Source organism: Mycobacterium sp. IDUB_5, assembly GCF_055419565.1.
The window spans coordinates 1-23,928 of the sequence record NZ_JBVAXX010000001.1; the positions used below are offsets into that span (position 1 = coordinate 1).

A 23,928-nucleotide genomic window follows, 5' to 3' on the forward strand; every position below is an offset into this window, starting at 1 on the left:
GCTTCGGCACGAGATTGATCCTTCCAGCAAGGACGAATCCTCACAGGTCAGGAGTCAACCAAACTGGGGGCAGTCCCCATCGGCGTCTGCCACGACAACTTCGTTAGACACATGACAACCGCATGACAACTCCGCTGAGAATATGACACGCGGGCTGAGAACCTACAGCTACTACCTATGTGGCTTCTCAAACTTTCTGTCCAGTCGCGATTCCTGGGACTGCGATGATCACGGATTTCGCAGGCGACGTCCATACGTCGATTTCTCACTTTCGTGTCCACTCGGGGATAAAGCGACAGCAACGCTATGCAGATGACTTTCTTTCCAGCAGCCGCCTACTCGTCGATCCTCTGGCGCTTTCGCGCGTGTCGGTGGCCACGACGACACTGGGTGGCAGGCGTCGAAGGCAAGTGCAGGCGTGCTGACGGGAAGCGGCACCCACTCACCGATCTTCTGACGCTGCAATGCCGAGGCCACCCGCTTACCCCGATCAGGCATGGAGCTTGCCGCGCCGACAGGCGTGGCGAGGCGGAAGTTCAGAGTGGTGGCCGCGGTGGTCGCGCCGGCCGCAGCTCGCTCAAAGCCGGGGTAGCAACGTAGCCCTCTCGTGGACTACGGGATTCGCGTGGTCCTTGACACCGCTTTGCGTGCAACTGTCAAAACATCACATCGACGATGGAAGGGCGCGGCGGTCATGAAGGACGCTCTGATACTTGGCGGCGGATTCGCGGGGGTGTGGAGTGCGGCGGGTGCGGTGCGGCTGGCCCGAACTGCGGGCAGAGATAGGTTGCGAGTGCGGCTGATCAGCGCCAGTGACGACATGGTGATCCGGCCGCGGCTCTACGAACGCAACCCGGATAAGATGCGGATCGACCTGGATAGGCTGCTTAAGCCCATTGGAGTCGAGCGCCTCAACGCCCGGGTAGAGTCCATCGACACCGCCTCCCAGACTGTGATGGCGCGCGGCGCCGATGGCGCATTGGAGACAGCGTCTTATGACCGGCTGGTGCTGGCCACCGGCAGCCAGCTCAACCGGCCTGCTTTCCGCGGCGCCGCGCACGCATTCGACATCGACACCCTCGACGCCGCGGTCGCACTCGATGCCCATCTGCACCATCTGCCACAGCTGTCAACACCAGCTCGGTACACCGCGGTCGTGGTCGGTGCCGGTTTCACTGGACTGGAGATTGCCACAGAACTCGTCGGACGGCTGGGTGATGTGGCGGCAGGCCAGGAGGTTCGGGTGATCCTGGTGGAGCGCGCCGAGGTGCCAGGTCCTGAGCTGGGATATGCGCCGCGCCCGGTCATCATTGAGGCTCTTGACACGCTGGGTGTCGAGCGACGCCTTGGCCGCACCGTCGCCAAAGCGACCGAGACACAGGTGACCCTCGACGATGGCGAGGTGATCCCAGCCGCGACGCTGATCTGGACCGTCGGCATGTCCGCCAGCCCGCTGACGGCGCAAATCCCAGCCGAACGTGACCGGTTCGGCCGCCTGCTGGCAGACGAGTACCTGCGTGTGACACCGACCGTCTACGCGGCTGGGGACACCGCTGCGGCCGTCGCCGGTGGCGGCCACCCGACCATCCAGAGCTGTCAACACGCTCAGCCGATGGGTAAGTATGCGGGCCACAACGTCGCTGCGGATCTGCTCGGTTTGCCGATGCTGCCGTTCACTGCAGGTCCCTACAGCAACTGCATCGATCTCGGCGACGCCGGGGCGTTGATGACGGTGGGCTGGGAACGCACGGTCGAGAAGGCGGGCCCGGAAGCCAAAGCGATGAAGCACGCCATCAATACCCAATGGATCTACCCACCCACCGACTCGGCTGACGCGCTGCTCGCGAAGGCCGGCCACTTCAGTAACAGCGCCTATTCACAGGAGATCTCATGACCACCACCGTTGTAGTCGTCGGCGGCGGATACGCCGGCGTCATGGCCGCCAACCGGCTCAGTCAGCGTTCCGACACCGACATCATCATGGTCAACCCGCGGCCGCATTTCGTCGAGCGAATCCGCCTGCACCAGTTAGTGGCCGGCAACGACGACGCCGTGGAGGACTACGCGACGGTGCTGACCGACCGCGCCAAGCTGGTGGTCGACACCGCCGCGCGCATCGACGCCGCCGGCCGTCAACTTCACCTGGCTTCGGGAGCCACCATGGGCTACGACTACCTGGTGTACGCCGTCGGCAGCACCGCGCCGCTGCCCGACGCGGTACCCGGCGCCCGCGACTTCGCCTTTCCGCTCGGCGAATACGAGGCGGCGCAACGACTTACACAACGATTGTCAGACGTTCCACTGCAAGCACCCATCGTGGTCGTCGGCGGGGGCCTGACCGGGATTGAAGCGGCGTCTGAGTTCGCCGAGGCTGGTCGACGCGTCACCCTGGTCACCGGGGCGTTAGGCCCGTCACTGGCCAAAGGTGGCCGCCGCTCGGTGGCCAAACGACTGAAGATGCTCGGCGTCACCGTAATAGAGAACGCCCTCGTGAGTCAGGTACATGCGGATCGCGTCACGTTGCGCGACGGCACGAACTTGCCCAGTTCAGCGACGGTGTGGACAGCTGGTTTCGGCACACCGAACTTGGCCGCCGCCAGCGGCTTGACCACTGACCGGCTCGGCCGGCTGCTCACTGACGAGACCCTCACCAGCATCGATGATTCCTCGATCATCGCCGCCGGCGACGCCGCATCCCCGTCGGGCGTGCCGCTGCGGATGAGCTGCCAGCTCGCCATGCCGCTGGCCTCCCACGCCGCCGACACCCTCCTGGCCCACCTGGATGGCAACAAACCCGCGAACCTGAACCCCGCCTCAGTGGGTCAGTGCATCAGCCTGGGCCGCCACGCCGGCACCATTCAAATGTCGCATTTCAATGACGTAGCCATGCCGATGCATCTCGGCGGGCGCCTCGCGGCCACCATCAAAGAGCAAGTGTGCAAGGGCACCGTGTCGTTCTTGACCAAGGAGGCCCGCAAGCCGGGTAGCTACTTCTGGCCCAAAGGCGGTAAGAGACAGCAAAGTCTGCAGAAGGGCGCGGCACATGTCTGAGGTGATGGAGAAGCTCATGAAGGCCATGACGGTCATCCAGTCCGTCACACCGCCGATCATCCCCCAGGGCGCCGATGCGATGACCGCGATCATCGAATGGGGCCCCGGCGACGCGGGCGCGCCGCCGCATCGCCACCCCGGCGGGCCGTGCTTCGGCTACGTCCTGGAAGGCGAAATGCTCTTCGAGCTGGAAGGCGAAGCGCCCCGCGTCATCAAAGCCGGCGAAGCTTTCTGGGAACCGGGAGGCGACGTCATCCACTACTCCGACGGCAACAACCGCGACGACATCCCGCTGCGGTTCCTGGTGACCATGCTGTGCCGACCGGGCACCGACATGTTCGTCCTCGTCGAGGATGCCGAACTCGAACAACGCAAAGACCGCCGGATCCCGAAAGGACACTGATGAAAATCACCGTTGTGGGCGCCACCGGACAGATTGGCTCCCAGGTTGTCGAAATGCTCACCGTCACAGGCCATCAGGTGAGGGCGGCGTCGCGTTCGTCGGGGGTGGATGCTATGTCGGGCGATGGTGTAACGGACGCGTTCGACGGTGCCGACGTCATCGTCGACGTCCTCAATTCGCCCAGCTTGGAACCCGGCCCGGCATTAGAGTTCTTCACTCACTCGGCTACCACCCTGCTATCGGAAGCCAAAACGGCGCAGGTGCAAAATTATGTGCTGTTGTCGATTGTCGGCGTAGACGGTATCGAGGCCGACGGCTATTTGCGCGGCAAACTCCTGCAGGAGGAACTGGTGGCCGCCTCCGGTGTGCCGTACACCATCGTGCGGGCCACCCAGTTCCACGAATTCACCGAAGGAATCGCCGGGTCTCTGGTGGTCGACGGTGAGGTCCGCGTACCGGATGCGCTAATTCAGCCCGTCGCGGCAGCCGAGGTCGCCGCCGTGGTTGCTCGCGTCGCGGCGGAGGCGCCTCGCAACGGCGTGCTGAATTTCGGCGGGCCGGAGAAGATGCCGTTCGCCGAGATGGCCCGCACCGTCCTCACCCATCAGGGCAAGAACCTGCCCGTCATCATCGACCCACGGGCAACCTATTTCGGCGTTCCCGTCCAGCAGAACAGCCTGGTCACCGGTGACGGTGCCGAACGGGGCAGCACCCGCCTGGTGGATTGGCTGGGTGGACAGTGATCGAAGGCGAGCTGGCAGGCCGCACCGCGCTGGTGACCGGCGGCACCGCCGGGATCGGGCTTGCCACTGCTCGTCGCCTGGTGGACGCCGGGGCCTTCGTCGTCATCACCGGGCGCAACCGGGAACGCGGTGAACATGCGCAGGACGAACTCGGACCGCACGCCCGGTTCGTCGCCGTCGACATGGCCGATCTGGACGGGGTGGACCGGCTCTCACGCGACTATGAGCTCGACATCCTGGTCAACAATGCGGCACGATTCCCCGCCGCCCTGACCGTCGACCAGGACGAGAGCGACTTCGGGCACACCTTCGCCACCAATGTTCGCGGACTCTACTTCCTGGTTGCCCAAACAGTTCCCGCGATGATCCGCCGCGGCGGCGGGGCCATCGTCAACGTCACCTCCATGGTGGCGTCCAAAGGTGTTCCCGGCGCCTCGGTGTACAGCGCGTCGAAAGCTGCAGTCGAACAGTTGACCCGGACCTGGGCCGTCGAATTCGGCGCCCACAACATCCGGGTCAACAACGTCGCCCCGGGCCCAACTGCCACCGACGGCGTTGTCATCGAATGGGGCGCCACCAACGCCCAACTCGGCCGCGCCCTGCCCCTGGGGCGCACCGCTGATCCCGCGGAGATCGCCGAGGCCGTCTACTTCCTGGCCTCACCGCGCGCCAGTTTCATCACCGGCACCACATTGCACGTCGATGGCGGCGGTACCGCCGTCTGAAAGGATCGTGATGGACTTCGATGACGTGGTGATTCGTCGCCACTCCTCACGTATGTTCCTGTCCGACAAACCCGTCCCGCGGGAATTGTTGAACGAAGCTCTAACGTTGGCCATGCGCGCACCGTCGAACTCGAATGTTCAGCCCTGGCGGCTGTTTTTAGCATCCGGTGCTCGCCGTGACCGCCTCGCCGCATCGTTGGCCGCGAAGGTGCGCACCGACCCGCCGCCCACGCTGGGCTTGCCCGACTCCCACAGCCACCTGCGCCGCCAGCTTGGCGCCCTGCTCTACGGTGCGATGGGCGTAGCACGCGACGACAACCGGGGACGCTGGAACGCCCAGCTGCGCAACTGGGACTTCTTCAACGCCCCGGTCGCCGGAATCGTCTGCATGCACCGCGACCTCGGGCTGCCCGACGCCGTTGGAGTGGGTATGTTCTTGCAGACCCTGCTGCTCGCCCTGACCGAACGCGGTCTTGACAGCTGCGTGCAGGTCTCCACCGCCCTCTACCCGGACCTGGTGCGCCAGCAGCTCGACATTCCCGACGACCTAGCCGTCCTGTGCGGCATCTGCATCGGCTATGCCGATCCCGCCTTCGCGGCCAACAGCATTGACACACCGCGAAATCCGGTCTCCGACAATGTCGTTATCCGCGAAGATTAGCGTGACTGCAGCCCTTCGAGACGAGCTTCGGACAGTCTTCATCTTCCAGTTTCTGACCGACGAGCAGCTCGATGCGTTGTGCAGCAACGGAAGCGTCCATAGTGTCGGGCCCGGGCCGGTAGCTCATGAAGGTGAGCCGGCCGATTTCTTCTACGTGTTCCTCGACGGCGGTGAAGTGGTTGCGACCAAGCGATCCGGCGGTCGTGACGTCGAGTTGCATCGCACGTCCGAGCTTGGAACGTACTTCGGCGCGATTTCCAGTTCCACCCAGGTCCACGACGTTACTGTCCGAATGACGCTGCGCTCGCGACTATTTGTGGTTGAGGCTGAGTCGTTCGCCCGCTTCACTCAGAGCTGGTGGCCCATCGCCATGCACCTGCTTGACACCAGCGTCGCCCGCAGCCTGAGTCAGCGTCAGCTACTCGGATTACAGGAACGCCAACACGCCTTGGCGACCATTACCGCCGGCCTCACCCACCAGCTGAACAACCCGGCTGCAGCCACCGTCCGGGCGGTCGCCGACCTGCGCGACAGTATGGCCGAGTCCGACAGCAATCTCAGGGCGCTCGCCATCACCGCGCCCGATGCATTGGGCGACCTGCTCGGCATCCGCGCTGACATCACCAGCTTGGTAGCGAGTGCATCAACGTTGTCTCCGCTGGAGGCCGCGGACCGCGAAGAAGCACTCGACGACTGGCTCGCGAGGCGCGGTATCGCCGACAGCTGGCGCTACACCTCGACGTTCGTCGACGCCGGCGTCGACGAAGAGTGGCTTGATCGCATCGAAACGGCGGTGACAGCCGCAACGTTGGAGTGCGCCGTGAGCTGGATCAAACACTTCATCGACACCGAGATGCGGGTCCGTGAGATCGCCGAGGCGGGCGCCCGCATTGCAGCCTTGGTCAACGGCGCCAAACCTTACTCGCAGATGGACCGCGGTCCATATCAGTGCATCAACATCCACGAAATGCTACGCAGCACCGTGCTGATGTTCGGTGACAAGATCGCTATGGCCGATAAGGGAAAGCCCGTCACCCTTGTCAAGGATCTCGATTACCGCCTACCCGAAATACATTGTTATCCGGCCGATCTCAACCAAGTGTGGACTAACTTGATCAACAACGCGCTTTACGCAATGGACGGACACGGCACTCTCACCGTCCGCACCCGGCGCGACGGCGACACCATGGTCCGGGTGGAGATCTGCGACGATGGCCCCGGGATCCCCGAGCACATTCTCGGTCGCATCTTCGACCCGTTCTTCACCACGAAACCTGTCGGGTCCGGCTCTGGCCTGGGCCTGGACTTGGCGTGGCGGGTCGTGGTGAACCGGCACCGCGGCCACATCACCGTGCAGTCCGAGCCGGGTGACACGCGGTTCATCGTGTGCCTGCCGCTGGAGGCTCCAGCCCCTGACGCCGGTTAAGCGAACTTCTGCCGAAGTTCGCGTCTGGTGCGAACGCCCATTTTGGTATACACCTTGCGCAGATGCCAATCGACGGTGTGCGCACTGAGGAACAGCTGGCTGGCAATCTCCTGGTTGGTTAGCCCCTTGCCTGCTAGTTCGGCGATCTGGCGCTCTTGAGGGCTCAGGTCATCGCCAACGGCGGTGGGCGATTTTCTGGTCTTCTGCCCCGCAGCCTGCAGCTCGCGGCGGGCCCGCTCAGCGAACGCCATCGACCCCATCGCGACTAGATCTTTGTGGGCAACTCGCAGCGGTTCGCGCGCCGCAGTGGCAGGTCCGTTGCGGCGCAACCACTCTCCGTATATCAGCCGCACCCGAGCCAGTTGCACTACCTGGGAAGTGGCCTCGAAATGCCCGATGCTCTCCAGATAAAGCGCTTCGGCGCGCTTTCCGCTGCTGAGAAGCGCCTCTGAGCGAGTTAGCGAACCCAGCGCCCGCGGCGTGCCGGCCGCCAGTGTCCGCTCGCGCAGTTGCTCTAATGCTTGCCCGGCGAACTGTAAGTCGTCGGTGCGCACAGCCGCTTCGATCGCTTCGACCAACAGGTAGCCGTGGAAGCCGAGGTCGTCATACTGAAGTCCGCGGCGTGCGGCGGCAAGGGCGTCGGGGTAGCGGCCACGCCCGTTGTTCACTAACGCCGTGGCGTAATGCGCCAATCCAATGGCGCGGCCCTCGCCGCGGAGTTGACTTGACTCGATTGCGGCGATCGCGAGCGCGCCAACCTCCTGAACATCACCCTTCCATGCCGCCACGCTGAGGCCGTGATAGCGCAACGGGACGTAGTTGATGGCGTTCGACAAATCGCTGGCCTCAGCGACTAACGCAGTAGCCGTAGTCAATTCACCGTTCTCTACGTGTGCACCGGCGCGCGACAGCAACGCCGACGGCAGCAGTGCCAATGCCCCGGCATCAGTCGCCATCCGCACGGCGTGCGCCGACACTGCGCTCCAGCCGTCCTCCCACGTCTCGTGGATCAAACATTCGTGCACCAGCGGAAAGGCTCGCCAGAACCATCCTGAATCCGAGCGGACGCACTCCATGAGTGCATCCCGTGCGCGGCGCATCGCGGGCATCGCCGCCGCAGCGCCCAGGGCCAGGCGGTCGGCCAGCGCGTGGGTGATCACCTCGAGTGGCGTCTGTGGTGGCAAAGCAGCCAGCGCTACCCGGGCGGTCTCGGCGATCTGCACGGTCAGACCGGGCGCGCTGCGACCCACGTACATCGCCGCACTCAGCGCTTCCAGATAGGTCTCGGTAGCCAGAGCAGCGTCGAGGACCTTCAATTGCGCGGCCGCCGCGGTGAATTCGGTGACCGCTTCGGACAGGGCAGCGGCATGCCCGCTGGCCCGCGCCGACGTGAACGCCAATCGCGTCCGCAGCTGGGCCAATCGTGCCCGCTGCAGCTCGCTCAGCGGGCCCAGTTCGGCCGTCGCCAGCAGATGGCGTGACTGATCGAACGACGCAATCTCATGGTGAGCTTCCGCGGCGGCCAGCGCGCGCGTGCTGCGCATGGATGGATCGGGTGTTAATTCCGCTGCCCGCGTCAAAAAAGCTGCCGCGGCGGCTGTTCCGCCCCGCTGCCGCGCTCGGCCCGCCGACGCCTCCAAGTCGAGCGCCACCGGTTCGTCAAGTGCCTCGCAGGCCAACGCACGATGCCAGGCCCGACGGTCCGGATCCGCCGCCGGATCGGTCACTGCGGCCAGCGCTCCATGCGCGCGCCGCCGTTGTTCCGGGGTGGCCGATCGGTAGGCAACCGAACGCGCCAGCGGGTGATGGAACTGCACGCGGGTGTCGATCCGAAGTAGTCCGATGTCCTGCGCCGGCAGCATCGCTACGGGTTTGAGGTCCAGATGCGCCAGCGCGCGGAACAGCAACGCCGGATCACCCACTGGTTCTGCGGCTGCCGTCACCAGACACGTCTGCGTTTCGGCGGGGAGTTCCGACAAAAGCTGGAGGTATCGCCCTTCCACGCTGGCGCTCACCGGCCCGTGTTGCCCTCCGGCGGGGTCGAAAACATTGAGGGCTCGTGAGCTTTCGAGCAGCGCCAAGGGGTTACCGTGCGACTCTGCGACAATCCGGTCCGCGATGGCGCAGTCGAGGCGCCCCGGGAACGCCGACTCCAGCAGGTTGCGGGCGTCCCCGTCGTTGAGCCCGCCGACGGCCAGGGTCGGCAGGCCTGCGGTGCCGTCGATCGGAGTGCGCAGCGCGAACACCAGCCCGGCCGCCTCGGCGTCCAAGCGACGCGCGATGAAGAACAGCGTCTGGGCCGACACCGAGTCCAACCACTGTGCGTCGTCGACCAAGCAGAGCACTGGCCGTTCCTCGGCGGCGGCAGCCAGCAGCCCTAGCACCGCTAGCCCAACCAAGAGGCGATGGGGCGCAGCCCCGGCATCGCTGATACCGAAGGCGTGCTCCAGGGCCTCGCGTTGCGGTGGCGGAAGTCCCCCGCGGAAGTCGAGCACTGGTGCGCACAGCTGCTGCAGACCGGCGAACGCGAGATCCATGTCGGACTCCACGCCAGCCACAGACAGCACCGTGCAGTCTGCCGCCGAGTCCCGGAGGTTCTGCAGAAGAGCGGTTTTACCGATACCAGCTTCGCCGAGGAGCACCAGAACCTCACTGCGGCCAGACCGCAGGGCAGTGAGCAGTTGTTGGAGCCGTCGCCACTGGGGATCGCGGCCCGACAACGCCGTGGACTGGTAGGAGGTTGCCGTCAACTCACGACCCGAGCGCCAAACACGGGCAAATTCTGCCACGCTTGTGCACGGAAAGCAGAGCTGCGCGTGCCCCCAGGACTGGGCAAGACATGCCGCCGGGTCGAGCACCGCCCTTGAAAAACCAGTAGGTCAGCCGCTTGCGGCGCCACTCTCCCCGGCCAGTGCCGCCTGGCCTGGCGGGCGTTCCGACGATTCGCAGCGACGCCATTCACCGCGGTTCAGCGCACCGGCGAAGCAGCGCGTATACAGGGCGGTCCACCATGCCACGCCGTTCGACAGCGGCCACAATCGTGTCTCGGTCTACGGCACGCAGATAGTCGATGACCGGCGCCTGATCATAAATAAGTGCGCTGCTGACCACGCCCCGGTACTCGATCGAGCGCACCCGTCCGTTCGGCGTCATGGTCTCGACCTCCCTTCTCCGCGCCGAGACGTCCCGCGAACCTGTGGCGAACAGCGCAAGCAACGACACCAGGTCGGCGGCGAACACTCCTGTGCCGTCGGTGTCCGGGTACAACAGCGGGTCGACGGTCTCCTCGTCGACGAAACGCACTCCCCACCAACCACTTTCGATGAACATCTTGCCGCCCGGCGTTTCGGCGTAACTGGGGTCGACCTTCCAGGTACCGATCAAGGTCTCCATGTCCACGGGGTCCAGCGTGGCGTAGGAGACCTCCAGCTCGCGCTGGGTCACAGCGGTGGTTCCACAGCACTGAATCGCAGTCATCGTGGGGTCCTTTCGCTCTTGGGTGCGCCCCGGCGGGGCCGATCGGTGCAACCGGCCAGACGACCGGAATAGTCCGCGCCCAGCTACATCGACATCCGGGAATGAAACTGAATGTCTGACGATTATGTTCAGTATGAATACGGAACAAGCAGCATCGAAGCGCCAGAAGTCCGGCACGAACCGCGCCCTGGTGGTTGGAATGGGTGTCAGCGGGATCGCCACAGCAACTCGCCTGCGTGCCGCCGGGTGGACACCTGTGATCATTGAGCGCGCCGCAGAACGCCGACAGGGCGGCTATTTCATCGGACTCTTCGAGGCAGGGATGATCGCCGCAGACCGGCTCGGCGTCCTCAGCCACCTACACGACCGCAATCCCGGCGCCCTGAGCTACCTCATTGACCGCAGCGGGCACGAGCTGCGCACCTTCTCCATGAAGGATCTGCCCGGGCGTCCGTGGTTGATGTTGCGTGGCGACGTTGAGCAAGCCGCTTTCGCGACGCTGCCCGCTGATGTCGAGGTCCGTTACTCAACGATTCCGACGGCCATCACACAGGACGACCGGGGGGTTGACGTCACCTTGGTGAACTCGCAGTCCGGCGACACCGTGACCGAACGCTTCGACCTCGTGGTCGGCGCCGACGGGCTGCGGTCAACGGTACGGTCCTTGGCATTCGGCCCACACGAGAACTACCTGCATCGACTGGGCTACATGATCGCCGCATTCGAATTTCCCGGCACTCCGGCCGGTCTCGAGCCGGGCGTCAGCGTGCAGCTGGTCGAGCCCGACCGGGCGATGTGGGTGTTCGCGTTCGAAGACCACAACCCCACCATCATGATTTCCTACCGGACCGACGACGTGGACGCCGAGTTCACCCGCCCCGCCCCTGAACGCATCCGTGAAATCTTTTCCGATCAACCCCTTGGAGCCACGCTCGCCGACGTGCTCGACGTCCTCGACCACGCCGACAATGTGCTCTTCGATTCCGCCGAGCAGGTCCATATGGACCGTTGGCATGAGGGGCGGGTGGTGCTGCTCGGCGATTCAGCCTGGTGCGTCACGCTCTATGCGGGGATGGGCGTCTCGGCCGGTCTGATCGGCGCCGACCTGCTAGGCGAGCTTCTTGAACGCCACCCCCACGACATCGCGACCGCTTTGAGCGAATGGGAGCAGGGCCTGCGCCCCTATGTCCAGGAGTATCAGGCGGTGGGCCTAAAGCAGCGAGCGTTCTTCGTTCCAGACACGTCGGGGCAGGTCCGGCTGCGGCGGGCCATGTCCGTGGTCACCCGCTTCTCGCTCGGGCGTCGGGTTCTCAGCGCCGTCCTGGAGGGCGCCGTGGAGGCCCGTACTGCCGACATCACGGCCACGGCGCTGCAGCGTCTCGGGTTCACGCGGCCGGCGACGGTATGAATGCAGGCGTGACATCCGACCTCCCGGAGCATCATTCTCCGACGGCAGCACGCATCGTTGACGCTGCTCAGGACTTGTTGCAGCGGCGCGGCAGCAAGGCGGTCACCATCGCCGCCGTCGCGCAGAAGGCGCACGTCGGCACGGGCACCGTGTACCTCTACTGGTCCAGCAAAGCCGAGCTCCTTCTCGGTCTGATCGGTCGCGATTTCCTCGATCTGGCCGAACAGTTCATCGGCGACCTGCGGACCGACCCAGATCTGGCGCGGCCCTCTCGGCTGTTCCCGAGCCTGATGTCCCGAGCAGCACATCGACCGTTCGTCCAAGCAATGCTGCGCAACAACGACGATCTGCTGGGGTCGCTTGCCGACGACCCGACGTCTGCAGCGCTGGTGGACGCCTTGGGGCCCGACGCACTGATGAGCGCGCTGCTGCCGACCTGGCGCGACAACGGCCTTGCGCGCACGGATTGGAGTTCTGACGCGCAAGCCTATGCCCTCATGGCGCTTTATCGCGGCTTCCTGCTTCTCAGCGACGAGCAGCAGACCGAACCAGCGACGTCGGATCCCTCGATTGTCTTGGCCCGGGCCGTCATCGCGCTGTTGGGACCTGAACGTGCGACGAAGACGCAAATGCGCAGGGTTGTTGCAGACGGCATCGACTTCCTGGAACGCGGTGCCGCACTGGTACGGGAGATCATTGCTGGAAAGGGCACGCACTGACCGCGGATCGCACTGGCGGGCAACGACGGTCACGCGCGCTGGACCGACACCCGGCGGACCACCCGATGCGCCGACAACCGTGGTTGTGCGCGCCCAGGGCGAACCGGAGGTCGGCCGCTAGCGTGCCTGCTCGCGCCGGACTACGGGGTTTCCGTGGGCCTTACCGCCGGAACGCCTGACAGTGTTGACCTGACGCGGTATTGGAGGCTATGTGAGCGTTGCGGAACTAAGGGGTCGCACCGCCCTGGTGACAGGCGGGACTTCGGGCATTGGACTGGCCACCGCGCGGTTGCTTACACACGCAGGCGCCCATGTCATTGTCAGTGATGAGGACCCCGACCGGGGCAAGCTGGCTGCAACTCAGCTCGGCAGCGGCACGCGGTTCCTTCCCGCTAGGCTTGCCGACCTGGGCGACGTCGATTTCCTTGCGCGGCAGACCCCGATCGACATCCTGATTGCCGCTGCCGCCATCGCCGACCTGCACCTTCTGCAAGGGGTGTACTTCCTGGTGGCCGCGGTGGTCCCACCGATGATCCGCCGCGGCGGCGGGGCGATGGTCAACCTTCTCCCCAGCGCGCCCGAGTTCAACGCTCCTATGCGGTCTTTAACCCGCACCTGGGCGGCCGAATTCGGCCCCCACGACATCCGGGTCAACAGCGTTGCTTGCGGCCCCTCGGGGACCGACAACGCACTCAGGCGCACGGCGGAGCCCAATGAGATCGCTGAGGCCATCGCGTTTCTCGCATCACCCCGCGCAAGCTGCATCAGCGGCACCACCCTGAGTGTTGACGGTGGAGCCGCCCTCTGGCGAGGGGGTCAGTGGGTTAAACGTATGGATCGTTATCCAGGGACCGGCCCAGGTCTGGTGACCCCTAACCGGTGAGGATCCGTTCGTCAGGTAGAAATCAAACTCAGTGCCGAGCGCATTCCCTGGCCGAGGTCCGCAGCCCGGTAACCGGTCGAGTTCGAGAGCCGGTCGCCGCAACCAGCCAGTGAGCACGCTACTTCGCTCGCGACGGAACAACCCGCGACGAGGGATGCGCTGCTGCACGATAGGTCAGCGAAGTTCGACGCTGCGTAATTGGCGGCGAGACGTGATGGCAAGTTTGGCGTAGACGTTGCTGAGGTGCCATTCGACGGTGTGGGCGCTGATGAAGAGCTGCGATCCGATCTCGGTGTTGGTGAGTCCGGCTGCGGCCAGTTTGGCAACCTGGGTCTCCTGAGGGGTCAACGCGGTACCGGTCCGTGTGCGCTTGGCGGCTTTCTCACCCACCGACAACAGCTCGCGGCGGGCTCGGTCGGCATAAGCGTGCACTCCAAACCCTGTAAACATGTCGTGGGCGAGGCGCAGTTGTTCGCGAGCGTCGTTGCGGCGACTTTTCCGTCGCAGCCACTCACCATAAAGGAGATGTCCGCGCGCGAGCTGAACCTTGACTCGGCTTCGGCCGAGAAGGTCGATCGCGGCGCGGAAGAGCCGTTCGGCGTCGTCGTCGTCGGCCAGTAGCGCCGCGCTGCGGGCACTGACGCCCAGTCCCCACGGGGTGCCTGCGGCATTCGTTCGTTCTTGCAGTTTGGCCAGGGCGTCGGCGGCCACCTCACGGTGCCCTACGCGGACGGCGCATTCGACGAGTTCACTGAGGTTCCAGCCGGCAATGCCCAGGTCGTCGTAATCGCAGGCAGGTTGCAGCGCCGCCAAGGCGGCTTGGTACCGGCCCAACCCGTTGTTGAGAACACCGATGGCGTACGCGGCCAGGGCGATCGTTCGGTTCTCGCCGCGCTGCATACCGTCACGCAGCGCAGCCTCGGCCATCGCGATGGTCTGCCCCTCGTCGCCGGTCCACGCCGCCAACGTCAGCTTGTGGTAGCGCAACGGTGCGTACCCGATGGCCGCGGAGATGTCGTCGGCTTCGGCGATCGACAGCCGTGCGGCTGCCAGATCGCCGGCCATCACCTGGGCTCCGGCGCGACTGACGAGCGCGGTGGGCAGGATCTGCAGGGCGGCAGTGTTGGTAGCCAGGCGCACGGCGATCGCCGAGAGCCGCTCCCAGGCGTCGTCGTCCCAGATCTCGTGGACGGTGACTTCCACCGCCAGCGGGTAGGCCTCCCACTGCCAATTGTCCTCGGTGATGGCCGAGGCCGAGGTCCGCATCGCTGCCGCCGCCGTCGCCGCGTCGGATACCACTCGCCGCGCGAGGCCCTGGGCGAGTAATCCGACCGGTCGGGCCCTTGAGCTACCGTCGCGGTGAGCCACTGTCGCGTGAGCGATGCCGGTCAAGGCAGCAGGCTCACCCCCTCGTCCGATGTAGAGCAGCCCGCAGAGGGCCTCCAAGAACGCTTGATCGGCTTCGTCGGCGTCCCGGGGTGCCAGCCGCTGAGCTGCTGCGGCCATCGATGTGGCGTGTTCGGCCAGCGGAGGACCGGACTGATTGGCGCGGCGGCGGTGGAACGCCAGCTGGGTGGCCAGATGTAGGCGCCGGGCGTCATCGAGGTCGTCGAGCGGCGCCAGTGCCGCTGCGGCGACTAGCTCGGTGGCGGCGTCGAAATCCGCTGCGCGACGCTTCGCCTGGGCCGCCTTTAAAGCCCTCGTACCGCGCCGAGCCGGATCCGGTGTCAGTTCGAAGGCCTGGGTGAGAAACGCAGCAGCGGCGGCGATTCCGCCGCGTTGTTGGGCGCGTTCAGCAGCTCGCTCCAGTTCCTCGGCAACTGACTCCTCGGGCGCAGGGGCGGCGAAAGCGCGATGCCAGGCGCGGCGGTCGGGATCGGCGTCGGCATCGATACTCTCAGCCAGCGCGGCGTGCACTCGTTGTCGCTGGTCTGCGTCGGCGTCGCGGTAGGCCACCGAGCGCACCAACGGGTGACGGAAACGCACCCGCGAGTCGATGTCGATCAGCCCGGTGGCGCGCACCGCGGCGAAGGCCGACGCCTCGACACCCAGGCGCGTCGCGGCGCGGCTGAGCAGAGCGGGATCACCGACCGGCTCAGCGGCTGCCAGCGTCAACAGCAGCCGGGCATCGGCGCACAGCGCCGAGATGCGCTGCAGGTACCGCGATTCCACTGTCGCGGCCACCGAATGCGCGTCAGGCTTGTGGTAACCGCCGGCCAGATCAGCCGATGCCAAATCGCCCACAAACTCCAACAGCGCCAGCGGGTTCCCGCGCGTCTCGGCGACGATGCGGTCACGCACGCGCGGGTCGATACGCCCCAGGACGGCGGCGTCGACGAGTTCACACGCATCGGGCACCGCCAGTCCCGAGACCGCTAGTTCGGGCAGTCCACGCAACTCGGCCGTCGTCTCACGCGACGCAAACACCACCATCACGCGTTCAGCCAGAAGCCGCCGCGCCACGAAACTCAGCGTCTGCGCCGACACCTGGTCCAACCACTGTGCATCGTCGACGATGCACAACACCGGGGAGTCCAGCGACGCGCGGGCGATCAAGGCCAGAACCGCCAGGCCGACCAGGAACCGATCCGGTGCCGGCCCCGAAACCTGACCGAAAGCGGTGCCCAACGCCCGGCGCTGCGGATCCGGCAGCGCCTCTATACCTGCGGTCAGCGGGGAAATGAGGCGGTGCACACCAGCGAACGGCAGCTCCATGTCGGACTCCACGCCCGCGGTGCGCAGCACCCGGACATCGGATGCGGTGGACACCAAACGTTCGATCAGGGCGGTCTTGCCGACACCGGCCTCGCCACGCAACACCACCACCGCGCTGTGCCCGGTGCTCGCGGATTGCAACAACTTCGTCAACCGGGACAGTTCCACGACTCGGCCACACAAGACGGCTTCGCTCACAGCTCACACCCGACCGACGCCGTACAACGGCGATCGACGAGGTGCCCCGGCCACCCTGCGCACACTTTCGCGGACATCCCTTCCCACTACGGCGGCGCACACGTACTCGCCGTGTCGACCCCACGAGTCGGTGGCCGCAAGTTGTCGTAACCAACCCTAATATCGCTGCAATCCCACACCCCGGAGTCGATGTTCAAACCCCAGGGGGTTTCCGGGGGGCGCACACCGACCCCAGCTGGCAGCGTTGGCAGCTGTGTCCGCCGACCAGCTTGACCCCATCAGCCGGGGGTCCACCGACTGGACGCCACCTCCGGCTTTCCAGGAGATGGGGGTGATGCGGGCCCGCCAGCTCCTACACGACCTGCAGGCGGGCTGCGCCGACAATGATGGCTCACCAGCGGTCGAGGAGCAGTGGCTCGACATCGCCTGCGATTGGAACGACGTCCGGGTGCGCCTGGTCCGTCCCGTCGGCACGACCGGGGCGCTGCCGGTGGTCGTCTACGTCCATGGTGGCGGCTGGATGCTTGGCGATTGGCTCACCCACGATCGGCTAGTACGAGAACTGGCCGACGGCGCCCGGGCCGCGGTGGCCTTCGTCGAATACGACCGTTCTCCCCAGGCTCAATACCCGGCGGCCATCGAGCAGACCTACGCCGTGGCGGAGTGGATGAGCCGCCACGGGACGCGTGCGGGAGTCGATTCCTCCAAGATCGCCATCGCAGGAGACTCTGAAGGCGGCGCCATTGCCGCGGCGGTGACCCTGTTGGCCAAGGACCGCGGCACCTTCGCGTTCGCCCATCAACTGCTTCTCTATCCGGTCACCGACGCCGCGCAAGACAGTGGGAGCTACCGGCAGTTCGCCGAAGGCCCGTTCCTCAGCGCAACGACAATGAACTGGTTCTGGGATAACTACCTGCCCGAGGTCGCGATGCGCGCGCAGGCCACCGCCTCGCCGCTGCGTGCGCCCCTGGACCGTCTTCGCGGTCTACCGCCGGCGCTGGTCATCGTCTGCGAGAACGACATCCTGCGTGACGAGGGTGAAGCGTACGCCCGCCGTCTCACCGCCGCCGGGGTGCCGACCACCAGCGTCCGCTTCAACGGCGTTCTGCACGACTTCATGATGCTCAACCGTGAACGCACGACGCCACCGGCTGACACGGCAATCGAGTTGGCCGCGACCGTACTGCGAAAGATGTTGGCGGCGAGATGAACACGTTGATGTTCGGCGAGTTCAACCCTTGCATCCTCGCAACCGAGACAAGGGAAATCCACATATGACCCCCGACAAAGCAACCAACAAGAAGCCCGCAACCATCGACGAGGTGCACCCCGTTGGTGCCGCTGGGTCCGCCAAGCGACGTGTCGCACTGATCACCGGCGCCAGCCGCGGAATTGGGGCCGCGACCGCGCTGCTGCTCGGACAGCGCGGTTACCGGGTCGCGGTTCATCACGACCGAAGCCCAGCAGAAGCTGAACACATCGCCTCCCGGATTACCGAATACGGCGGTGACGCCCTGATAGTGAGCGCCGACCTCGCTGTGCCCGCCGAAGTCACCGAGATGGTCGAAACCATCACCCACCGGTGGGGTGCCGTGGAGGCCCTCGTGCACGCTGCACGGGTACCCCACCTACGCACCTCTTTCGCCGAGCTTCGGCTCGACGGCCTCGAACGCGCTGTAGCCCAGGAACTTCGGGCGGCCTACCTCGTGACGAACGCTGTCAGTCCCGACATGATTGCTCGCAGTTACGGACGTCTGGTCTACCTCAGCACGGTCCACTCCCGTCGTCCGGCGGACATGCGGATCGTCGAGGGAACCGCCAAGGCCGCACTCGATCAGTTCGTCCGCTACATCGCCCAGGAACTGGCTCTGCACGGCATCACCGCCAACCTAGTCGCCCCCGGCAACGTCGCCGGCGTTGATTCACACCCTACGAAGTGGTCCGACGACGAACTCTGGGTTCTCGGCGCGGCCAACACCGAGGCACGACTCGTCCTGCCCGGCGATGTCGCCCGCACGATTGCGTTCTTCACCAGCGACGACTGCGTGACCACCACCGGCCACTACGCCTTCGTCGAGACCGGACTGGCTACGCACTAACCCGAAGCCGAAGACTAACTCTCGAAACCCTTTGTAACCGCGTCACCTCACTAGGAAGGCAGCACGGCAATGGCCGAACCCACGAAGAGCATTACCGTCATCGGCGCTACCGGCCTAATCGGCCGTCAACTCGTCCCGCTGTTTCGCGACGCTGGACACAACGTCACCGCAGCCTCCCGTGACTCCGGTGTCGATCTGCTCACCGGCCAGGGCCTCGACGCTGCCCTTGCCGGCGCTGAGGTCATCATCGACGTGATCAATTCCGCCACCCCCGAAGACTCCGCTGAAGCCTTTTTCCAGCAGACCTCGGCCAAACTGGCCGCTGCCTCCGCCAAAACCGGCGTCAAACACTATGTCGTGCTGTCCATCGTCGGCGCAGACGAGATGGCCCCCAAAGCTGGATACATCCGCGGCAAGGTCGCCCAGGAGAGCGCGGCCGCGACCTCGGGAGTTCCCTGGACGGTCGTGCGGGCCACCCAGTTCCACGACTTGGCCGAACCCATCACCGAATCCCTGATCGCCGGTGACGAGGTGCGCGCCCCGGCCGCACTGATCCAGCCCATCGACTCCGCCGAGGTCACCGCGATCCTGGCTCGCATTGCCATCAGCGAGCCGCTCAACACCGTTCACAACGTCGGAGGCCCGCAGAAAATGTCCTTCTCCGACATGGCCCGCGCCGTCCTGCGCCACCAGAACCGAACGCTCAGCATCATCGACGACCCGTCGGCAACGTACAGCGGGCTGAACATCGATTACACAACGCTCGTCACCGACGACGAGGCCGAACTGGGCACCACGCGGCTGACCGACTGGCTGGCGCGCCGCTGATCTGCTCGGCCCCTTCTGCCGACCCACGACCCACGACCGACGACCCACGAGAGAATCTGCGGACATGTGTGCAATCGTCGGTTATGTGGGGCGCCGGCCCGCCTGCAACATCTTGATGGGCGCGCTACGCCGGATGGAATATCGCGGCTACGACTCGTCGGGTATCGCCCTGCTCCATGAAGACGGAGGACTGACCGTCTGCAGACGTGCCGGCAGGTTGGTCAATCTCGAAGCGGCGCTTGATGACACCGACGGCGACGCTCTTGCCGGCAGCACTGGCATCGGCCATACCCGCTGGGCTTCGCACGGCCGTCCCACCGACCGCAATGCCCATCCGCATCGGGACAGCAATGGCAAGTTCGCCGTGGTGCACAACGGCATCATCGAGAATTTCGCGGCGCTGCGTGCCGAACTGGAGGTCGCCGGTGTCGAGTTCGCCAGTGACACCGACACCGAGGTGGCCGTCCACCTGGTGGCGCAGGCCTACCGCAACGGGGAGACCGCCGGAGACTTCGAGGGCTCGGTGCTGTCGGTTCTGCGCCGGCTCGAAGGCCACTTCACCCTGGTGTTCGCCTTCGCCGACCAACCCGGCACCATCGTCGCCGCGCGCCGCTCCACCCCCCTAGTGGTCGGCGTCGGTGAGGGCGAGATGTTCATCGGGTCCGACGTCGCGGCGTTCATCGAACACACCCGCGACGCAATCGAACCGGGCCAGGACCAGGCCGTGATCCTCACTGCCGACGGCTACCGGATCACCGACTTCCACGGCGTCGACGCCTCCGACCGTGCCCGCCCGTTCCATATCGACTGGGACCTCTCGGCCGCCGAGAAGGGCGGCTACGAGTACTTCATGCTCAAGGAGATCGCCGAGCAGCCGACCGCGGTCGCCGACACCCTGCTAGGGCACTTCGCCGACGGTCGCATCGTGCTCGACGAGCAGCGGCTCTCCGATCAGGAACTGCGCGAGATCGACAAGGTGTTCATCGTCGCGTGCGGCACCGCCTATCACTCCGGGCTGCTGGCCAAGTACGCCATCGAGCACTGGACGCGGCTGCCCGTCGAGGTGGAATTGGCCAGCGAGTTCCGGTATCGCGACCCGGTGCTGGACCGCAGCACGCTGGTGATCGCGATCTCACAGTCCGGGGAGACAGCCGACACCCTGGAGGCCGTACGGCACGCCAAGGAGCAAAAGGCCAAGGTGCTGGCGATCTGCAACACCAACGGATCGCAGATTCCGCGTGAGGCCGATGCCGTGCTCTACACGCGAGCCGGACCAGAGATCGGCGTCGCGTCGACCAAGACTTTCCTCGCTCAGATCGCCGCGAACTATCTCGTCGGGCTGGCGCTGGCCCAGGCCCGCGGCACCAAGTACCCCGACGAGGTGGCCCGGGAGTACCACGACCTGGAGGCGATGGCCGATCAGGTTGAGAGGACACTGGGCTGCATTGCGCCGGTCACCGAGTTGGCGCGCAAGTTCGCCAACTCATCGGCCGTGCTATTTCTCGGCCGTCATGTCGGCTATCCGGTGGCGTTAGAAGGTGCTCTCAAGCTCAAAGAATTGGCGTACATGCACGCCGAGGGGTTCGCCGCCGGTGAGCTCAAGCACGGGCCGATTGCGCTGATCGAGGACGACCTGCCCGTCATCGTCGTGATGCCGTCGCCGAAGAACGCGGCAATGCTGCACGCCAAGCTGCTGAGCAACATCCGCGAGATCCAGGCCCGCGGTGCGGTCACCATCGTCATCGCCGAGGAGGGCGACGACACCGTGGCTCCGTTCGCCGATCACCTGATCAAGATCCCGGCGGTGCCAACGCTTTTCCAGCCGCTGCTGTCGACAATCCCCCTGCAGGTGTTCGCCGCCGGCGTGGCCCAGGCGCGCGGGTACGACGTGGACAAGCCGCGCAACCTCGCCAAGTCGGTCACCGTCGAGTAAAACGACGCGGGCCGGGCCCGCGAAACTCACTTAGCATGCCGGGAACGAACAAACCACGGCAACGAAATAAACGCGGCAGAACGACACCCGGCCACCGGCTTCGCAAGCGGGTCACGGCCGTCTTTCATGCGATTACCGCAGTCGGCTCCCTGACTGCGCATGACGCCAGAAACGATAAGCAAGGATCCTCTTCCCGCAGGCGGGCAGCTGGCTATCGATCAAACGAGACCTCGATCAATGAGCGATCGGGCCGTGTCGTGGATCGTTTCGGCCACTGGGCGCGGGGTCCATCCAAGAATAGATTTGGCTTTGGCGTTGCTGATCTGTGGCCGCTTACCCAGATGTGTGAGCGCTTCGCGGAGCGCGGGAACAGTCTCGGCGAGTCGGCGCACTTCGTCTTCGCTGTATTCCTCGGTGGGGACTCGAGATCCCGCCTCGCCCAGCTGGGCGCGCAGGATGGTAGCGATTCCGAGGAAGCTCTGCGGAGGTCCATCTGCCACGAGGAGGAATCGCTCACCGGAGGCACTGTCATTGGTCATCGCCTGGAGGTGCGCGGTCGCGACGTCGCGCACGTCGACGACCCCGAAGTACTGAGGCACGAGGCGGTCGAGTTCGCCGGTGAGCATGGACTGGATGAACCTCACCGAGGTCGACAGGTGCGTTCCAATGGTGGGACCGAAGATGCCCACGGGTACCAGAGTGGTGAGCTGCAGATTCCCGCCCTCACGGGCGACAAAGTCCCACGCGGCCCGTTCGGCGATCGCTTTCGAACGGATGTAGGCGGTGTTGCTGTCATTAGGGTCGGTCCAGTCCTTCTCAGACCATCGGTCGGTGGATTTCGAAGAGTAACCGACTGCCGCGAATGACGAGGTGAGTACTACTTTCGCGCACCCCGCGTCTCGGGCGTGCCGCAGAACCCGCAACGTTCCCTGGTGGGCCGGCAGGATGATGTCATCATCGTTGTCTGGAGCTTCCGCCGGAAACGGTGAAGCGATATGCATGACTGAGTGCGTCCCCGCAACAGCCTCTGACCAGCCGTCGTCTGCAGCGAGGTCGGCAACCGCGAAGTCCATGTCGTGCGGGTTGAGGCCTGCAGAGGCAACAGCATTCATGACCGCCTGCACGCGTCGCTCGTTGCGAATGGCGGCCCGCACGGCATAGCCGCTTCTGAGTAACTGGTTGACCACATGGCTGCCGACGTAACCGGCGGCACCTGTGACGAGAACTGTCGGTTGATCACGCATCGCAAATCACCCTCGCACCCTTGCGCTTCCGACCCGCCGCCTGCACTGTCCCCGGCGTGAGCGAACAAGCGACTGCGCACCAGCCCGTTTCTCGCGCCGCCTGCGACCCAGGCTTGCGGCCAGCCGTTCACAACTTACTCCCGGTGTACTAATCGCGATAACCGTCACTGTGTGAACGCCTTTCGCAGGGTGTGGGCGGCGAATTCGATTGCAGCGGTGGCGGCGGCGGTGTCTCGAACCGGGTTAAGCATCATGAAGTCGTGGATGATGCCGTTGACCCGCAGACTGGTGGTGGGTACCCCGGCGGCGGTAAGCTTGCGGGCATAAGCCTCGCCCTCGTCGCGTAGCACATCGTTTTCGTCCACAATCACCAGTGCCGGCGGCAATCCCTGGAGTTCATCGATGCTGGCGCGCAAAGGTGACGCGGTAATCTCGCTGCGCAGCAACGCCTCCGGCAAATAGCAGTCCCAAAACCAGGCCATCGCCTTGGCGGTCAGAAACGGCCCATTGGCGAACTCGCTGTAGCTATCGGTGTTCTGGGCGGCATCGGTGACCGGGTAGTACATCGACTGGTGGATGAAGCTCACATCGCCCCGCTGCTTGGACATGATCGCCACGGCTGCAGTCATGTTCCCGCCAACCGAATCGCCGGCAACGGACATCCGGGCCGCGTCCAACCCCTCGTCGGCGCCGTGGCGGGTAATCCACCGCGCGGCGGCGTAGGCCTGTTCGATGGCCACCGGGTATTGGGCTTCTGGAGAGCGGTCGTACTCGACGAACGCGACAGCGGCGTGGGCTCCGACCGCCAGCTCGCGCACCAGGCGGTCGTGGGTGGCGGCGTTGCCCAGCACCCAGCCGCCGCCGTGGATGTAGAGCACCACCGGCAACGGCCCGCTGATACCGGGTGGGGTGACGATGCGCACAGCGACATCGCCGTACTCACACGGCACGGTCACCCAGCGCTGATCAACGTCAAGCTTGGCGACGGGCGCAGCCTGTACGTCATCAAGGACCTTTCGGGCGCCCTCAGGGCCCAACTCGTAAAGAAATGGTGGGTCGGCTGTGGCGTCGGCGAACGTTTGGGCGGCCGGTTCGAGCACATGATCAGACATGACCCCAGTTTTCCCATCGCGGCGGTCCAGGAGGACCCCGCGAAACTCGTAGTCTGTCGGGTCGACGCCCGAAACTTGCCGTCCGGCGAAGTGATTACCGCGCAGCCACTCGCTGAAGGAAGCCCAGGCAAGGATTGTTGCGGCGGATGACGAGAACCCAGGACGCTTCACACGCCAAAATATGAGCAGGCCGCGTTAAGCACTCAACCTTGCCCACTTGACAGCTCCCGTCTGCGCTGGCGTGGTGCAGGCCGGGTCGGCGCAGAGAACCGAAGAGTCTATTTGTTCGGCGTTCCTCCGTTC

General features: G+C 65.3%; 19 protein-coding genes. 14 read left to right on the forward strand and 5 right to left on the reverse strand.

Going from position 1 to position 23,928, the window contains the following annotated elements:
• Positions 1-694 precede the first annotated feature (694 nt).
• The 7 genes from ACZY1G_RS00005 to ACZY1G_RS00035 are packed head-to-tail and all read left to right on the forward strand — an operon-like array spanning position 695 to position 7,009.
• Positions 695-1,894: an NAD(P)/FAD-dependent oxidoreductase gene (locus ACZY1G_RS00005; protein ID WP_463821764.1), complete on the forward strand. Its 1,200-nt coding sequence runs from the start codon at positions 695-697 to the stop codon at positions 1,892-1,894.
• Positions 1,891-3,051 carry an NAD(P)/FAD-dependent oxidoreductase gene (locus ACZY1G_RS00010; protein WP_463821146.1) on the forward strand — a complete coding sequence of 387 codons (1,161 nt, stop codon included), beginning with the start codon at positions 1,891-1,893 and terminating at the stop codon, positions 3,049-3,051. Before ACZY1G_RS00005 ends, ACZY1G_RS00010 begins: the two co-directional genes overlap by 4 nt.
• Positions 3,044-3,454: a cupin domain-containing protein gene (locus ACZY1G_RS00015; RefSeq protein ID WP_463821148.1), complete on the forward strand. Its 411-nt coding sequence runs from the start codon at positions 3,044-3,046 to the stop codon at positions 3,452-3,454. The genes ACZY1G_RS00010 and ACZY1G_RS00015 overlap by 8 nt, the downstream gene beginning before the upstream one ends.
• Positions 3,454-4,197: an SDR family oxidoreductase gene (locus ACZY1G_RS00020; protein ID WP_463821150.1), complete on the forward strand. Its 744-nt coding sequence runs from the start codon at positions 3,454-3,456 to the stop codon at positions 4,195-4,197. The genes ACZY1G_RS00015 and ACZY1G_RS00020 overlap by 1 nt, the downstream gene beginning before the upstream one ends.
• Positions 4,194-4,922 carry an SDR family NAD(P)-dependent oxidoreductase gene (locus ACZY1G_RS00025; RefSeq protein ID WP_463821152.1) on the forward strand — a complete coding sequence of 243 codons (729 nt, stop codon included), beginning with the start codon at positions 4,194-4,196 and terminating at the stop codon, positions 4,920-4,922. The genes ACZY1G_RS00020 and ACZY1G_RS00025 overlap by 4 nt, the downstream gene beginning before the upstream one ends.
• Positions 4,923-4,932: 10 nt before the next feature.
• A complete protein-coding gene (locus ACZY1G_RS00030) occupies positions 4,933-5,583 on the forward strand; it encodes a nitroreductase (protein WP_463821154.1) in 651 nt (216 codons plus the stop codon).
• Positions 5,561-7,009: an ATP-binding protein gene (locus ACZY1G_RS00035; protein ID WP_463821156.1), complete on the forward strand. Its 1,449-nt coding sequence runs from the start codon at positions 5,561-5,563 to the stop codon at positions 7,007-7,009. Before ACZY1G_RS00030 ends, ACZY1G_RS00035 begins: the two co-directional genes overlap by 23 nt.
• Here the strand turns inward: ACZY1G_RS00035 and ACZY1G_RS00040 are convergent.
• Positions 7,006-9,798, reverse strand: a complete 2,793-nt coding sequence (locus ACZY1G_RS00040) for an AAA family ATPase (protein ID WP_463821158.1) — start codon at positions 9,796-9,798, stop codon at positions 7,006-7,008. The genes ACZY1G_RS00035 and ACZY1G_RS00040 overlap by 4 nt on opposite strands.
• Positions 9,799-9,967: 169 nt before the next feature.
• Positions 9,968-10,486 carry a DUF4334 domain-containing protein gene (locus ACZY1G_RS00045; RefSeq protein ID WP_463821159.1) on the reverse strand — a complete coding sequence of 173 codons (519 nt, stop codon included), beginning with the start codon at positions 10,484-10,486 and terminating at the stop codon, positions 9,968-9,970.
• A 133-nt stretch (positions 10,487-10,619) separates the two neighbouring features.
• On the opposite strand from ACZY1G_RS00045, the gene ACZY1G_RS00050 reads away from it, so the two are divergent.
• The 3 genes from ACZY1G_RS00050 to ACZY1G_RS00060 all read left to right on the forward strand — a co-directional run bounded on the left by ACZY1G_RS00050 (position 10,620) and on the right by ACZY1G_RS00060 (position 13,496).
• Complete coding sequence (locus ACZY1G_RS00050) at positions 10,620-11,894, forward strand: FAD-dependent monooxygenase (protein ID WP_463821161.1); 1,275 nt, start codon at positions 10,620-10,622, stop codon at positions 11,892-11,894.
• Between the two features lie 8 nt (positions 11,895-11,902).
• Positions 11,903-12,613 (forward strand): TetR/AcrR family transcriptional regulator, encoded by a 711-nt coding sequence (locus ACZY1G_RS00055; protein WP_463821162.1) that lies wholly within the window; start codon positions 11,903-11,905, stop codon positions 12,611-12,613.
• 211 nt (positions 12,614-12,824) lie between these two features.
• Positions 12,825-13,496, forward strand: a complete 672-nt coding sequence (locus ACZY1G_RS00060; protein ID WP_463821164.1) for an SDR family NAD(P)-dependent oxidoreductase — start codon at positions 12,825-12,827, stop codon at positions 13,494-13,496.
• Positions 13,497-13,670: 174 nt separating this feature from the next.
• Here the strand turns inward: ACZY1G_RS00060 and ACZY1G_RS00065 are convergent, their stop codons facing one another.
• Entirely contained in the window at positions 13,671-16,409 is a 2,739-nt protein-coding gene (locus ACZY1G_RS00065) for an AAA family ATPase (protein WP_463821166.1), read from the reverse strand.
• Between the two features lie 253 nt (positions 16,410-16,662).
• Between ACZY1G_RS00065 and ACZY1G_RS00070 the strand changes: the two genes are divergently transcribed.
• The 4 genes from ACZY1G_RS00070 to glmS all read left to right on the forward strand — a co-directional run bounded on the left by ACZY1G_RS00070 (position 16,663) and on the right by glmS (position 21,269).
• Positions 16,663-17,619, forward strand: coding sequence for an alpha/beta hydrolase (locus ACZY1G_RS00070; RefSeq protein ID WP_463821168.1), 957 nt, complete (start codon positions 16,663-16,665; stop codon positions 17,617-17,619).
• Between the two features lie 64 nt (positions 17,620-17,683).
• Positions 17,684-18,508 (forward strand): SDR family NAD(P)-dependent oxidoreductase, encoded by an 825-nt coding sequence (locus ACZY1G_RS00075; protein WP_463821170.1) that lies wholly within the window; start codon positions 17,684-17,686, stop codon positions 18,506-18,508.
• A gap of 69 nt (positions 18,509-18,577) precedes the next feature.
• A complete protein-coding gene (locus ACZY1G_RS00080; RefSeq protein WP_463821172.1) occupies positions 18,578-19,336 on the forward strand; it encodes an SDR family oxidoreductase in 759 nt (252 codons plus the stop codon).
• Between the two features lie 64 nt (positions 19,337-19,400).
• On the forward strand, positions 19,401-21,269 hold the full coding sequence (glmS, locus tag ACZY1G_RS00085; RefSeq protein ID WP_463821174.1) for a glutamine--fructose-6-phosphate transaminase (isomerizing): 1,869 nt from the start codon (positions 19,401-19,403) through the stop codon (positions 21,267-21,269).
• A 218-nt stretch (positions 21,270-21,487) separates the two neighbouring features.
• On the opposite strand, the gene ACZY1G_RS00090 is transcribed toward glmS, so the two are convergent.
• Together ACZY1G_RS00090 and ACZY1G_RS00095 are read right to left on the reverse strand one after the other, a co-directional pair.
• Positions 21,488-22,513 carry an NAD-dependent epimerase/dehydratase family protein gene (locus tag ACZY1G_RS00090; RefSeq protein ID WP_463821176.1) on the reverse strand — a complete coding sequence of 342 codons (1,026 nt, stop codon included), beginning with the start codon at positions 22,511-22,513 and terminating at the stop codon, positions 21,488-21,490.
• Positions 22,514-22,677: 164 nt separating this feature from the next.
• Positions 22,678-23,625 carry an alpha/beta hydrolase gene (locus ACZY1G_RS00095; RefSeq protein WP_463821765.1) on the reverse strand — a complete coding sequence of 316 codons (948 nt, stop codon included), beginning with the start codon at positions 23,623-23,625 and terminating at the stop codon, positions 22,678-22,680.
• Between the last annotated feature and the right edge of the window lie 303 nt (positions 23,626-23,928).

Coding starts and splice junctions, on each gene's coding strand:
- ACZY1G_RS00005 (WP_463821764.1), top strand. CDS start 695: ATGAAGGACGCTCTGATACTTGGCGGCGGATTCGCGGGGGTGTGGAGT.
- ACZY1G_RS00010 (WP_463821146.1), top strand. CDS start 1,891: ATGACCACCACCGTTGTAGTCGTCGGCGGCGGATACGCCGGCGTCATG.
- ACZY1G_RS00015 (WP_463821148.1), top strand. CDS start 3,044: ATGTCTGAGGTGATGGAGAAGCTCATGAAGGCCATGACGGTCATCCAG.
- ACZY1G_RS00020 (WP_463821150.1), top strand. CDS start 3,454: ATGAAAATCACCGTTGTGGGCGCCACCGGACAGATTGGCTCCCAGGTT.
- ACZY1G_RS00030 (WP_463821154.1), top strand. CDS start 4,933: ATGGACTTCGATGACGTGGTGATTCGTCGCCACTCCTCACGTATGTTC.
- ACZY1G_RS00035 (WP_463821156.1), top strand. CDS start 5,561: ATGTCGTTATCCGCGAAGATTAGCGTGACTGCAGCCCTTCGAGACGAG.
- ACZY1G_RS00045 (WP_463821159.1), bottom strand. CDS start 10,486: ATGACTGCGATTCAGTGCTGTGGAACCACCGCTGTGACCCAGCGCGAG.
- ACZY1G_RS00050 (WP_463821161.1), top strand. CDS start 10,620: ATGAATACGGAACAAGCAGCATCGAAGCGCCAGAAGTCCGGCACGAAC.
- ACZY1G_RS00075 (WP_463821170.1), top strand. CDS start 17,684: ATGACCCCCGACAAAGCAACCAACAAGAAGCCCGCAACCATCGACGAG.
- ACZY1G_RS00080 (WP_463821172.1), top strand. CDS start 18,578: ATGGCCGAACCCACGAAGAGCATTACCGTCATCGGCGCTACCGGCCTA.
- glmS (WP_463821174.1), top strand. CDS start 19,401: ATGTGTGCAATCGTCGGTTATGTGGGGCGCCGGCCCGCCTGCAACATC.
- ACZY1G_RS00090 (WP_463821176.1), bottom strand. CDS start 22,513: ATGCGTGATCAACCGACAGTTCTCGTCACAGGTGCCGCCGGTTACGTC.
- ACZY1G_RS00095 (WP_463821765.1), bottom strand. CDS start 23,625: ATGTCTGATCATGTGCTCGAACCGGCCGCCCAAACGTTCGCCGACGCC.